Source organism: Streptomyces sp. NPDC023481, from assembly GCF_055560195.1.
Window position 1 is genome coordinate 161,245 of record NZ_JBVHJE010000017.1, and the last position, 12,154, is coordinate 173,398.

Below are 12,154 nucleotides of genomic sequence, written 5' to 3' on the forward strand. Positions count from 1 at the left end.
CCGCGCACACCGTGCTCACGTGGGGGAACACATGGGTCTCTACATAGAGACGCACATCCGCACCGGCCTGGACGAGTTGTGGGCCCACACCCAGGACCCGGCCCGGCACCAGCGCTGGGACCTGCGCTTCACCGAGATCCGCTACCTCCCGCGCGCGGAGGGCGAACCGCAGCGCTTCCGTTATGCCACCCGGGTCCTGCCGTTCCTCACCGTCTCCGGAACCGGCGTCAGCGCCGGCGAGAAGGAACGCCCCGACGGCACCCGCACCTCCGCCCTGCGCTTCGCCTCCCCGCACCCCCTCTCCCTGATCGCCGAGGGCAGCGGATACTGGCGCTACGTCCCCGACGCCCAAGGCGTCCGCTTCCTCACCGGCTACGACTACCGCCCCCGCTGGGGAGTCCCCGGCGCCCTCGCCGACCGCCTGCTGCTCCGCCCGCTCATGGGCTGGGCGACCGCCTGGTCCTTCGACCGGCTCCGGCTCTGGCTGGAGCGGGGCATCACCCCCGAGCGGGCCCTGGCCAACTGGCTCGCCGAACTGACGGCCCGCGCGCTGCTGCTCGCGCTGTGCCTGACCGCGCTCGGCCGGGGCCGGCTGCCCGGCCCGGCGCCGCTCGCGGACTCGCTGGCCTACCTGGGCCCGCTGCTGCTCGTCCTCGGCATCTTCCTCGCCCTGTTCAAGGCGCCCCTCGCCGCGACCCCGGCCGCCCGCCGCTGCCGCCGCGCCCCCGCCACCCGGGCCCGCGCGCCCCGGCTGCTGAAGACCCTGGAGGAGCACGGATGACATCGATCTTCCAGACCGCGATGGGCCCGGACTTCCGCCGCCTCCACCCGGCCCTGCGGCGCCGCTTCTCGGTGGGCCTGGCGGGCGGCGAGGCGTGCACCGGCCGGGGCGTGATGGACCGGATCTGGCACGGCCCGGCGTTCGTCCGGCCGTTCCTCGCCCTCGGCGCCACCCGGAACATCCTGGTCCCGCGGGCCGGCCGAAACGTCCCCTTCGTGATCGAGAACGTGCCGTACACCGACACGTTCGGCCGTGAGACGGTGAGCTTCGTGCGCACCTTCGACCTTCCCGGCCGGGCCCGGCGCTTCGACGCGCAGATGGTGCTCGACCCCCGGGGCGACCGCGTCCTCGACTACCTCGGCACCCACCAGCACCTCGCCAGCGAGCTGCACCTCCGCGCCGAGCCCGACGGCTCCCTGCTCATCCGCTCCGGCGAACACCGGTTCCGGGAGGGCCCGGTGGACGTCCGGGTCCCCGAACTCGTCGGCGCGACGGCGGAGGTACGGGAGTCGTACGACGACAGGGCCGGCCGTTTCCGTATCCGCGTGCGCGTGGTGAACCGCTGGTTCGGGCCGCTCTTCGGCTACGAGGGCTCCTTCACCGCGTCCTACACCGACGCCCGCGCGCGTGGTGTGCGGCCGGGGCTGCGGCCGGTGCGGGAGGAGGCGCGCGCATGAGCCCGGAGACGGCGAAGTCGCAGGAGACGAAGACCAAGCTGCTGGAGGGCGCGCTGCGGACACTCACCGACCAGGGCATCGCCAGGACGTCGGCCCGTACGGTGGCGGCGGCGGCGGGCGTCAACCAGGCGCTCGTCTTCTACCACTTCGGATCGGTGGACGAACTGCTCGCCGCGGCCTGCGGGTACGGTGCCGAGAAGGCCGTGGGCCGGTACCGGGAGCGGCTCGCCGCGGTGGGCTCGCTTTCCGAACTCCTCGCCGTCGGGCGGGAGATCCACGAGCGCGAGCGGGCCGGCGGGCAGGTGGCACTGCTCGGGCAGCTCCTGGCCGGCGCCCCGGCCCACCCGGCCCTCGGCCCGGCCACCGCCGCCGGTCTCCAGCTGTGGATCACCGAGATCGAGCAGGTACTGCGCCGGGTGCTGGCGGCGACCCCGTTCGGCGAGTTCACCGACCCGTCGGGCCTGGCGCGCGCCGTGGCGGCGGCGTTCGTGGGCATCGAGCTGTACGAGGGCGTGGACGAGACGGGCGCGAACGCGGCACTGGACGCCCTGGAGCAACTGGGGGCACTGGTGAGCGCGGTGGAGTCCCTGGGCCCGGTGGCCCAGCGGGCGGTCCGGCATCATCTGCGACGCCGGGGGAGGGGGGCCTGACCAAGGCGCCGGGCGCGCGGGTGGTCCTGGGCACCGCCCGGAGGAACGTCGGTGCTGGGTGGCTGAGGGTGCGGTGGGGCTGGTCGTGGGGGTCCGAGCGTCCCTCGGGGGTGGTCGCGCGAGCCGTTCGCCGATGCCCCTGGGGGCTCGGGGATGTAAGAGGCCCTCGTGGGCCCGGGAAGCACGTTCCGAGCCGTCCGGGGACCCGGCACGCGGCCGCAGGGCCGTCACGGGGGGCGCCAGGAACCGCGCGATCATTCGCACCACGCGCGCGGCCGGCCGCGAACCAGGGCATCCCAGCACCCCGCGTCTCTTCGGGCGGAGCCCATGTTCGTCCGGGGGCGCCCCTGCCGTCCCGTCGGGCGCACGCCGCGTCTCTTCGGGCGGCACCCACGGCCCTCCGGGCGCCCCCGGCGCCCCTTCCGGCGGCCCCCGCACCCGCTCCCGCCGGACGCCCCCCGGCTCCCCCTCCGGGCGCCCCCCCGCACCCCCGGCCGCCACCGTCAGCCACACGCCGGTGTCCTGGTCGTGTCGACGTGGGCGGAGGGTGACCGAAAGGCGAGACGGAGCTGACCGGCATATGACCGGCCGGTAGGGTCTGAAGACGTGCCGAAGCCTCTCAGCCTCCCCTTCGACCCCATCGCCCGCGCCGACGAGCTCTGGAAGCAGCGCTGGGGAAACGTGCCGTCCATGGCCGCGATCACCTCGATCATGCGGGCCCAGCAGATCCTGCTCGCCGAGGTGGACGCGGTGGTCAAGCCGTACGGGCTGACGTTCGCCCGCTACGAGGCACTGGTGCTGCTCACCTTCTCCAAGGCCGGTGAGCTGCCGATGTCCAAGATCGGCGAGCGGCTGATGGTGCATCCCACATCCGTGACGAACACCGTGGACCGGCTGGTGAGGTCGGGGCTCGTCGCCAAGCGGCCCAACCCCAACGACGGCCGCGGCACCCTCGCCGTCATCACCGACAAGGGCCGCGAGGTGGTCGACGCGGCCACCCGCGACCTGATGGCGATGGACTTCGGGCTGGGGGCGTACGACGCGGAGGAGTGCCAGGAGATCTTCGCCCTGCTGCGCCCCCTGCGGATCGCGGCGCACGACTTCGACGCGCGGTGACCCGCGGCAAGATCTCCCGGAACGGGTGGTTACGCTCGACCCCATGAAAAAGAGCGTGCTGACCCGCTACCGGGTCATGGCCTACGTCACCGGTGTGCTCCTGGTGCTGCTGACCCTCGGCTGCATCGCCAAGTACGCCCTGCAGCTCGACGGGGCCGACAGCTTTGTCGAGGTCGTCGGTATCGCCCACGGCTGGCTGTACGTGGTCTACCTGATCTTCGCCTTCGACCTGGGCTCCAAGGCGAAGTGGCCGGTCGGCAAGCAGCTCTGGGTGCTGCTCGCGGGCACCATCCCCACCGCCGCCTTCTTCGTGGAGCGGAAGATCAGCCACGAGCTGGAGGCCCGGGTCGCCGACGAGGCCCCGGCCGTCGCCGAGGTCTAGCCGGCAGCCGGCGGACACCGCCGTACGGACGCCGTACGGCGGTCTGCCATCGACATTTACTAGGACGTCCTAGTAAATTCGAGGGTATGGACGCTCACGCCATCGAGGAAGGCCGCCGACGCTGGCAGGCCCGCTACGACGCCGCGCGCAAGCGCGACGCGGACTTCACCACGCTCTCCGGCGACCCCGTGGAGCCGGTGTACGGGCCCCGACCGGGCGACACGTACGAGGGATTCGAACGGATCGGCTGGCCCGGCGAGTACCCCTACACGCGCGGGCTCCATCCGACCGGCTACCGCGGACGTACCTGGACGATCCGCCAGTTCGCCGGCTTCGGCAACGCCGAGCAGACCAACGAGCGGTACAAGATGATCCTCGCCGCCGGCGGCGGGGGCCTGTCGGTCGCCTTCGACATGCCGACGCTCATGGGCCGCGACTCCGACGACCCGCGCTCGCTCGGCGAGGTCGGGCACTGCGGGGTCGCCATCGACTCGGCCGCCGACATGGAGGTGCTGTTCAAGGACATCCCGCTGGGGGACGTGACGACGTCCATGACCATCAGCGGGCCGGCCGTGCCGGTCTTCTGCATGTACCTGGTCGCCGCCGAACGGCAGGGCGTGGACCCGGGCGTCCTCAACGGCACGCTCCAGACCGACATCTTCAAGGAGTACATCGCGCAGAAGGAGTGGCTCTTCCAGCCCGAGCCCCACCTGCGGCTGATCGGCGACCTGATGGAGTACTGCGCGGCGGGCATCCCCGCGTACAAGCCGCTGTCCGTCTCCGGCTACCACATCCGGGAGGCCGGGGCCACGGCCGCGCAGGAGCTGGCGTACACGCTGGCGGACGGGTTCGGGTACGTCGAGCTGGGGCTCAGCCGCGGCCTGGACGTCGACGTCTTCGCCCCCGGGCTCTCCTTCTTCTTCGACGCGCACGTCGACTTCTTCGAGGAGATCGCCAAGTTCCGCGCGGCCCGGCGCATCTGGGCGCGCTGGATGCGGGACGTGTACGGCGCGAAGACCGACAAGGCGCAGTGGCTGCGGTTCCACACCCAGACCGCGGGTGTCTCGCTGACCGCGCAGCAGCCGTACAACAACGTGGTGCGTACGGCCGTGGAGGCGCTGGCCGCCGTGCTCGGCGGGACCAACTCGCTGCACACCAACGCCCTGGACGAGACCCTCGCGCTGCCGTCCGAGCAGGCCGCGGAGATCGCGCTGCGCACCCAGCAGGTGCTGATGGAGGAGACCGGCGTCGCCAACGTGGCCGATCCGCTGGGCGGTGCGTGGTACGTCGAGCAGCTGACGGACCGGATCGAGGCGGACGCGGAGAAGATCTTCGAGCAGATCAGGGAGCGGGGGCTGCGGGCCCACCCGGACGGGCGGCACCCGATCGGGCCCATCACGTCCGGGATCCTGCGCGGGATCGAGGACGGGTGGTTCACCGGGGAGATCGCGGAGTCCGCGTTCCGATACCAGCGGGCGCTGGAGAAGGGGGAGAAGAGGGTCGTCGGCGTCAACGTCCACACCGGGTCCGTCACCGGCGACCTGGAGATCCTGCGGGTCAGCCACGAGGTGGAGCGGGAGCAGGTGCGGGTGCTCGCCGAGCGGAAGGCCGGGCGGGACGAGACGGCGGTGCGCGGGGCGCTGGACGCCATGCTGGCCGCGGCACGGGACGGCTCCAACATGATCGAGCCGATGCTGGAGGCCGTACGGGCCGAGGCGACCCTGGGCGAGATCTGCGGCGTCCTGCGGGACGAGTGGGGGGTGTACACCGAGCCCGCCGGGTTCTAGGCGGCGGGCTGGGCGGTGAGGCCCAGCAGGAGCAGTCGGGTGAAGGTGCGGACCCAGTGTTCGTCCGCCGGTTTGCCGCTGACCAGGGTGCGGTGGACCACCGCACCCGCGACCACGTCGAAGATGAGGTCCACCGTGCGGGCGGACTCGCCGGGGTCCGGCTCCGGGGGGAGTTCGCCCCGCCGCTGCGCCCGGGCCCGGCCCTCCAGGACCAGGCGCATCTGGCGGTCCACGATGGAGGCGCGGATGCGTTCGCGCAGGGCGTCGTCGCGGGTGGCCTCGGCGACCACCGCCATCAGGCCACTCTTGGCCTCCGGCCGGGCCAGGATCGCGGCGAACTGGAGCACGACCCCCTCGATGTCGGCGGCGAGGCTGCCCCGGTCGGGCAGTTCCAGCTCGTCGAAGAGTTCCGCCACGGCGTCCACGACCAGCTCGTTCTTGCCCGCCCAGCGGCGGTAGAGCGTGGTCTTCGCAACCCCGGCCCGGGTGGCGACGTCTCCCAGAGTGAGCTTGGACCAGCCGAGTTCGACCAGAGCCTCCCGGGTCGCGGCCAGGATCGCGGTGTCCGCCGCGGCGCTGCGCGGGCGCCCGGCACGGCTGGCGGGGGTGCGGCTCTGCATGCCACGACCATAACCGGCGGGATCTGTGCGGTCGTGAGGGAGATCACCGGGGTGTGGTGTCGCGGGATGCCCTCTTGGTATTACGCTACGAGTCGTAGCGAAAGCCCGTGTGGGACGTACACGGGCGACGACCAGGCGTGGGGTGGGGACCCGGCGCCGCACATCGCTTTTTTCACTCAGGCGCGGTATCGGGGGAGGATAGACGCATGCAGCCACGGAACATGTCCATGAGCGGTGTCGTCGACCTCGCCGCGGTGAAGGCGGCCCAAGAGGCCAAGGCCAAGGCCGAGCAGACGCGCGCCGAAGCCGCCCGGCAGGGCGGGACGGGAGCCGTCTCCCCGGCCGATCTCGTCATCGACGTCGATGAGGCGGGGTTCGAGCGGGACGTCCTGCAGCGCTCCGCCGAAGTCCCGGTCGTCATCGACTTCTGGGCCGAGTGGTGCGAGCCCTGCAAGCAGCTGAGCCCGGTCCTGGAGCGGCTGGCCGTCGAGTACAACGGGCGCTTCCTCCTCGCCCGGATCGATGTCGACGCCAACCAGATGCTGATGCAGCAGTTCGGGATCCAGGGCATCCCGGCCGTCTTCGCCGTCGTGGCCGGACAGGCCCTGCCGCTCTTCCAGGGGGCGGCCGGCGAACAGCAGATCCGCCAGACCCTGGACCAGCTGGTGCAGGTCGCCGAGCAGCGCTTCGGTCTGACCGGTCTGACCGTCGACCCGGACGCCGAACCGGGCGGTGCCGTCGCGGGGGCCGAGATGCCGGAGGGGCCCTACGAAGCGGCCCTGAACGCGGCCGCGCAGGCGATGGACGCGGGTGACCTGGGCGGGGCGATCCGGGCGTACCAGAACGTGCTGGCCGAGGACCCGGGCCACCCGGAGGCCAAGCTGGGCCTGGCGCAGGCCGAGTTGCTCCAGCGGGTGCAGGGCGCGGACCCGCAGAAGGTGCGCCGGCAGGCCGCCGAGAACCCGAAGGACGTCCAGGCGCAGATCGCCGCCGCCGACCTGGATCTGGTGGGCGGTCATGTCGAGGACGCCTTCGGGCGGTTGATCGAGACCGTGCAGCGCACGGCGGGCGACGACCGGGACGCGGTACGGCGCCGGCTGCTGGAGCTGTTCGAGGTCGTCGGCCAGGAGGACCCGCGGGTGGTGGGCGCGCGCCGCGCGCTCGCTCGCGCCCTCTTCTGACCAGTCGCTAAACGCACCGGTGTGTGATCCCGGAGTGAAAGGTTTGCCGACGAGGCGCCACATCGACCGCGCTTTGCCAAATCTTGGCAATCGCGGTCGCTGTTACTGCGAGTAAAACGAAGCCGTTGATCTGTCTGGATTCGTCCAGCGATCAACGGCTTTGCTCTGCCCAGCGATGCCACCGAGCGTCGCGCTCCGAGACCGGCTGGTCGTCCTCCGGTTATCCGCCCGTTACTAGCCAGTAACGAACCCCCTTGTGCGCGGGCCGAGAATGCACCACGATCGGCGACGCTCGGTCCATTTCCGCACCCCGGCATCCGGCCGGGTCGCGGGAGACTCTGGGTCCCCACCGAGCAGGACCGGCGGCAGTCGCGTCGGTTCCGGGGCAGGGGGGTCTTCGCCGGCCGGTGAAGCCTGTCCAGCAAGGTTGTGCGTGATGCGTGTCAGGCGCGACCAGTGGTTGTCGCTCGGGGGTGATCGCCGGTGATTCGGGCGCTGTTCGCGCCGCCGAGCGCAGGCGCTCTCCTTCCCGAGGACGTAGCACTTCTCCCATCCCTGTCCGGCCGAGCCACCGACTGTGGCGAGCCCGGGCCAGGAGATGTACGTCCGAGAAGGAGGAAATATGGAGTCCCAGGTGCGTGGCGGGACCAGATGGAAGCGGTTCGCTGTGGTCATGGTGCCCAGCGTGGCCGCCACGGCGTGTATAGGTGTCGCCCTCGCGCAGGGTGCTCTCGCCGCCTCGTTCAGCGTGTCCGGCCAGTCGTTCAAGGTGTCCGCCGACCAGCTCGTCGGCACCGGCTTCGAGCAGTACGGCGCCATCGACAGCGGCTACACGATGGACGGCAAGAAGACGGCGCACCCGGTGGCCGTCTCGGCGTTCAAGCACGCCGAGATCACCAACCTGTGCCAGTCCGTGGTCACGCCCGACGTGCCGATCTTCGGCAACGTCAGCCTGATCCTGCGGGCCGGCGGCGCGGGCCACGACAAGGTCCAGGCCGACAACATCTACATCGACGTCGCCGACCTCAACGCCGACGCCGTCTTCGACAACATCGACATCGGTGTGGCCACCCGGGACGCCTCCAAGGGCCCCGGCATGAAGGGCGGCGCCGAGCAGGCCAACCCCTTCGGTTTCGCCCAGCAGGCCGACAAGGCCACGCTGTCCGACGTGAAGCAGACGGCGTGGGCGACCACGGCCGGCACCTTCAAGCTGAGCGGCCTGAAGATGTCGCTGTCGACGGGTGTCAAGGAGTGCTACTAGGCACTCGCTGACGGGCGGGGGAGCCGGTGGCGCCCCCGCCCGTCCACTCTCCGGCCGCGTTCGCACACGCGGCACACATCACCACCACAGCAACGCCGCACCAGGGAGCTGTTTTCCATGAGCGCCGAGACTCCTGCCGCCGCACCCGGCCAGTTCACCAGCCGGAGGCTGCAGTTCCGCGCCTGGCGGGGCACGCGTCCGTTCTGGGCCGGTCTGTTCGTCATGCTCGGCGGCTTTCCGATCATGTACTTCCCGTACGCCCACCTCCAGTTCGGGCATCTGACGCTGGCGATGGCGACCACCGCGGGAGCCGGGTCCCTGATCATCGGCGTGCTGCTCATCGTGCTGGGGATCAGCCTCTGGTTCCAGAAGCACGTACGGACCTTCGCGGGCGTCGCCGCGATCCTGCTGGCGCTGGTGTCCATCCCCGTGTCCAACTTCGGCGGCTTCGTCGTGGGCTTCCTGCTCTCCCTGATCGGCGGGGCGATGGCCGTGGCCTGGGCGCCGGGCGCGCCTCCGCAGACACAGCCACCCGCCGAGGCCGCCCCGGACGAGGGCGGCGCCCCCGGCACGGCTCCGCTGCCGCACCAGGGCACGCACCCGGCCGCCGAGGCCCCCCAGGGGCCGTACAAGGCGCCGTGGGAGAACGACCTGTCAGGAACGAGCCCGGCCAACGGGGCGAACGGGAGGCACAGTGCCGGCTGACGAGGTGATCCGCGGGAGCGACGTGGACGCGTCCCGCGCGAGAACCGGGCCCCGCCACGCGGCCCCCAGGAAGCCCCTGTTCACCAGGTTCCACATGCCGGCCGGCAAGGCCATCGCGTCGGTGGCGATGCCCACGGCGGTGCTCATGGGCATGGGCTTCACCTCCACGCTCGCCCTCGCCGACAACAACGGCGGCAGCCCGTCCCCGTCGACCTCGGCGAAGAGCCTGACGGCCGACGAGTACAAGGACTGCGTCAAGGCGCTGGGCGACGACAAGACCCCCTCGGCCTCGCCGTCGCCGTCCGCGTCGGAGAGCACCACGGCCTCGCCGTCGCCGTCGAAGACCGCGGACGGCGGGAAGACCGGGGAGTCGGGCAAGTCCGCGCAACCGGAGTCGGGTTCCGGCGGTGACACGGCCGAGCCCGCACCGGCCGATACGACCGGCTCGGGGTCGGACTCGGGTTCCGGTACGTCCGGTTCCGGGACCGGCGGCTCCGACTCCGGTTCGTCCGGCTCGGGTTCCACCGGTTCCGGTTCGTCCGGCTCGGGTTCCTCCGGCGGCGACACGGCCACGCCGACGCCCACGAAGACCCAGGGCGGCGGCGGGAACATCCTGGACACCATCGGCGACACGATCGGTGACATCCTCACCGGCGGCGGCAAGGACTCCGGTACGGCGGCGCAGACCGCGACGCCGGCGCCGACGCCGACGGCCTCGCAGTCGTCGGACGCGGGCACCTCGTCGGCGGCCACCCCCGCCGGCGCCGGCAAGGGCTCCGGGACTGCCGGCACCGTCAAGGACACGGCGAAGAAGGCCGGCCAGACGGTCGGCAACACCGCCAAGAACACCGTGAAGGACACGGCGAAGGACACCTCCGGCACCGTCTCCAAGGCCGGTGAGGACGCCTCGAAGACGGCCGGGGACGCGTCCGCCACGCCCAGCCCGTCCGCCAGCGAGTCCGCCTCCGCCGCCGACTGCCCGGTCGCCACGGAGGACAAGAGCGGCGTCGACAACAAGGTGGCGGTGGCGGACGACCCCTGGTACCTGAACGCCAGCTCCCTGCTCCTCAAGGGCGCCGACTACCAGGGCATCGTCGAGGTGAAGACGGCCAACGGCACCACCAAGAAGGTGCTGAAGTACGTCATATCCGGCGGCACGGACATCGGCGACCTGCACCAGACGGTCCAGGACAAGCAGGCCAACAAGACCTACCACGTCCAGGCGGCCAAGGGCTCGACGTCCACCATCACCGGCGGCGACACGGTGATGTACACCGAGAGCATCTCGGGCAACCTGTTCGGGCTGATTCCGGTGACCTTCAGCCCCGACAGCCCGCCCCCGCTGAACATCCCGCTGATCTACTTCACCCACGTCAAGGTGGTGCAGGCGGCCCAGTTCGGCGGCAACCTGCACGTGCCCGGCATGCACCTGTACACGACCGACTGACCGGTCGCACCAGCCACTCCGGGAGCCGCACAACACCGAGGGGCGCCCCCCGTCACGGGGAGCGCCCCTCGGTGCCGTACGAAACCCGCCGACCTCAGCCGCTCTGGTTGCCCAGGTGGTGGACGCGGAGCATGTTGGTGGTGCCCGGGACGCCGGGGGGCGAGCCGGCGGTGATGATGACGGTGTCGCCAGCGTCGAACCGGCCCAGCTTGGCGATCTCCTGGTCCACCAGGTCGACCATCTCGTCGGTGGTGTTCACGAACGGCACGACGTGCGACTCCACACCCCAGCTGAGGGTCAGCTGGTTGCGGGTGGACTCGTCCGTGGTGAAGGCGATGATCGGCTGGGTGGCGCGGTAACGGGACAGGCGGCGCGCGGTGTCACCGGACTGGGTGAACGCGATCAGGCCCCGGCCGCCGAGGAAGTCGGCGATCTCGCAGGCCGCGCGGGCCACCGAACCGCCCTGCGTACGCGGCTTCTTGCCCGGCACCAGCGGCTGCAGGCCCTTGGAGAGCAGCTCCTGCTCGGCCGCGGTGACGATCTTCGACATGGTCTTGACCGTCTCGATCGGGTACGCGCCCACCGAGGACTCGGCGCTCAGCATGACCGCGTCGGCGCCGTCCAGGATCGCGTTGGCGACGTCGGAGGCCTCGGCGCGGGTCGGGCGGGAGTTGGTGATCATCGACTCCATCATCTGGGTCGCGACGATCACCGGCTTGGCGTTGCGCCGGCACAGCTCGATCAGGCGCTTCTGCACCATGGGGACCTTTTCGAGCGGGTACTCGACGGCCAGGTCACCACGGGCGACCATCACGGCGTCGAACGCCGCGACGACGTCCTCCATGTTCTCCACCGCCTGCGGCTTCTCCACCTTGGCGATGACGGGGACGCGGCGGCCCTCCTCGTCCATGACGCGGTGCACGTCCTGGACGTCCTTGGCGTCGCGGACGAAGGACAGCGCGACCATGTCGCAGCCCATGCGGAGGGCGAAGCGCAGGTCCTCGACGTCCTTCTCGCTCAGCGCGGGCACGTTGACGGCCGCGCCGGGCAGGTTGATGCCCTTGTGGTCGGAGACGACACCGCCCTCGATGACGATCGTCCTCACCCGCGGGCCCTCGACGTCCAGGACCTTCAGCTCGACGTTGCCGTCGTTGATCAGGATCTGGTCGCCGCGCGAGACGTCGCCCGGCAGCCCCTTGTACGTCGTACCGCAGAGGTGCTTGTCACCCGGCACGTCCTCGGTCGTGATGACGAACTCGTCACCGCGCTCCAGCTCGACCGGACCCTCGGCGAAGGTCTCCAGGCGGATCTTCGGGCCCTGCAGGTCGGCGAGGACGCCGATGGGGCGGCCGGTCTCCTTGGACGCGGCCCGGACGCGGTCGTACCGCGCCTGGTGCTCGGCGTGGGTGCCGTGGCTGAAGTTGAACCGGGCAACGTTCATGCCCGCCTCGATCATGGCGACGAGCATCTCGTGGGAGTCGACCGCGGGGCCGAGAGTACAGACGATTTTCGAACGGCGCATGGGGCGATCCTATCGGTTTGTTTCG

The 12,154-nt window shown here is 71.3% G+C and carries 12 protein-coding genes; 10 read left to right on the plus strand and 2 right to left on the minus strand.

Translation table 11 applies throughout. From position 1 onward, the window contains the following. Positions 1-31 precede the first annotated feature (31 nt). The 6 genes from ACZ3ZD_RS29320 (at position 32) to ACZ3ZD_RS29345 (ending at position 5,393) form a co-directional block, all read left to right on the plus strand. Positions 32-781, plus strand: coding sequence for a hypothetical protein (locus tag ACZ3ZD_RS29320; RefSeq protein ID WP_467403546.1), 750 nt, complete (start codon positions 32-34; stop codon positions 779-781). After that, positions 778-1,458: a DUF4166 domain-containing protein gene (locus tag ACZ3ZD_RS29325; RefSeq protein WP_467403549.1), complete on the plus strand. Its 681-nt coding sequence runs from the start codon at positions 778-780 to the stop codon at positions 1,456-1,458. Before ACZ3ZD_RS29320 ends, ACZ3ZD_RS29325 begins: the two co-directional genes overlap by 4 nt. Further along, positions 1,455-2,108 carry a TetR/AcrR family transcriptional regulator gene (locus tag ACZ3ZD_RS29330; protein ID WP_467403553.1) on the plus strand — a complete coding sequence of 218 codons (654 nt, stop codon included), beginning with the start codon at positions 1,455-1,457 and terminating at the stop codon, positions 2,106-2,108. Before ACZ3ZD_RS29325 ends, ACZ3ZD_RS29330 begins: the two co-directional genes overlap by 4 nt. Before the next feature lie 606 nt (positions 2,109-2,714). Next, positions 2,715-3,224, plus strand: a complete 510-nt coding sequence (locus tag ACZ3ZD_RS29335) for a MarR family winged helix-turn-helix transcriptional regulator (protein WP_467403555.1) — start codon at positions 2,715-2,717, stop codon at positions 3,222-3,224. A 43-nt stretch (positions 3,225-3,267) separates the two neighbouring features. Next, positions 3,268-3,606, plus strand: a complete 339-nt coding sequence (locus ACZ3ZD_RS29340; RefSeq protein WP_467403558.1) for a DUF3817 domain-containing protein — start codon at positions 3,268-3,270, stop codon at positions 3,604-3,606. An 86-nt stretch (positions 3,607-3,692) separates the two neighbouring features. Next, entirely contained in the window at positions 3,693-5,393 is a 1,701-nt protein-coding gene (locus tag ACZ3ZD_RS29345) for an acyl-CoA mutase large subunit family protein (protein WP_467403561.1), read from the plus strand. On the opposite strand, the gene ACZ3ZD_RS29350 is transcribed toward ACZ3ZD_RS29345, so the two are convergent. Continuing rightward, on the minus strand, positions 5,390-6,013 hold the full coding sequence (locus ACZ3ZD_RS29350; RefSeq protein WP_467403566.1) for a TetR/AcrR family transcriptional regulator: 624 nt from the start codon (positions 6,011-6,013) through the stop codon (positions 5,390-5,392). The genes ACZ3ZD_RS29345 and ACZ3ZD_RS29350 overlap by 4 nt on opposite strands. Positions 6,014-6,219: 206 nt before the next feature. Here ACZ3ZD_RS29350 and ACZ3ZD_RS29355 point away from each other — a divergent pair, with 206 nt between their 5' ends. The 4 genes from ACZ3ZD_RS29355 to ACZ3ZD_RS29370 all read left to right on the plus strand — a co-directional run bounded on the left by ACZ3ZD_RS29355 (position 6,220) and on the right by ACZ3ZD_RS29370 (position 10,607). Beyond that, the gene (locus tag ACZ3ZD_RS29355; protein WP_467403569.1) at positions 6,220-7,194 is read left to right on the plus strand and encodes a tetratricopeptide repeat protein; all 975 of its coding nucleotides are present in this window, start codon (positions 6,220-6,222) and stop codon (positions 7,192-7,194) included. Between the two features lie 622 nt (positions 7,195-7,816). Then, a complete protein-coding gene (locus tag ACZ3ZD_RS29360; RefSeq protein WP_467403571.1) occupies positions 7,817-8,455 on the plus strand; it encodes a DUF6230 family protein in 639 nt (212 codons plus the stop codon). Between the two features lie 117 nt (positions 8,456-8,572). Beyond that, a complete protein-coding gene (locus ACZ3ZD_RS29365; RefSeq protein WP_467403574.1) occupies positions 8,573-9,160 on the plus strand; it encodes a DUF6114 domain-containing protein in 588 nt (195 codons plus the stop codon). Beyond that, the gene (locus ACZ3ZD_RS29370) at positions 9,150-10,607 is read left to right on the plus strand and encodes a hypothetical protein (RefSeq protein ID WP_467403577.1); all 1,458 of its coding nucleotides are present in this window, start codon (positions 9,150-9,152) and stop codon (positions 10,605-10,607) included. The genes ACZ3ZD_RS29365 and ACZ3ZD_RS29370 overlap by 11 nt, the downstream gene beginning before the upstream one ends. A 94-nt stretch (positions 10,608-10,701) precedes the next feature. On the opposite strand, the gene pyk is transcribed toward ACZ3ZD_RS29370, so the two are convergent. After that, a complete protein-coding gene (gene pyk / locus ACZ3ZD_RS29375) occupies positions 10,702-12,129 on the minus strand; it encodes a pyruvate kinase (RefSeq protein WP_467403581.1) in 1,428 nt (475 codons plus the stop codon). Between the last annotated feature and the right edge of the window lie 25 nt (positions 12,130-12,154).

Coding starts and splice junctions, on each gene's coding strand:
- ACZ3ZD_RS29320 (WP_467403546.1), top strand. CDS start 32: ATGGGTCTCTACATAGAGACGCACATCCGCACCGGCCTGGACGAGTTG.
- ACZ3ZD_RS29325 (WP_467403549.1), top strand. CDS start 778: ATGACATCGATCTTCCAGACCGCGATGGGCCCGGACTTCCGCCGCCTC.
- ACZ3ZD_RS29330 (WP_467403553.1), top strand. CDS start 1,455: ATGAGCCCGGAGACGGCGAAGTCGCAGGAGACGAAGACCAAGCTGCTG.
- ACZ3ZD_RS29340 (WP_467403558.1), top strand. CDS start 3,268: ATGAAAAAGAGCGTGCTGACCCGCTACCGGGTCATGGCCTACGTCACC.
- ACZ3ZD_RS29345 (WP_467403561.1), top strand. CDS start 3,693: ATGGACGCTCACGCCATCGAGGAAGGCCGCCGACGCTGGCAGGCCCGC.
- ACZ3ZD_RS29350 (WP_467403566.1), bottom strand. CDS start 6,013: ATGCAGAGCCGCACCCCCGCCAGCCGTGCCGGGCGCCCGCGCAGCGCC.
- ACZ3ZD_RS29355 (WP_467403569.1), top strand. CDS start 6,220: ATGCAGCCACGGAACATGTCCATGAGCGGTGTCGTCGACCTCGCCGCG.
- ACZ3ZD_RS29360 (WP_467403571.1), top strand. CDS start 7,817: ATGGAGTCCCAGGTGCGTGGCGGGACCAGATGGAAGCGGTTCGCTGTG.
- ACZ3ZD_RS29365 (WP_467403574.1), top strand. CDS start 8,573: ATGAGCGCCGAGACTCCTGCCGCCGCACCCGGCCAGTTCACCAGCCGG.
- pyk (WP_467403581.1), bottom strand. CDS start 12,129: ATGCGCCGTTCGAAAATCGTCTGTACTCTCGGCCCCGCGGTCGACTCC.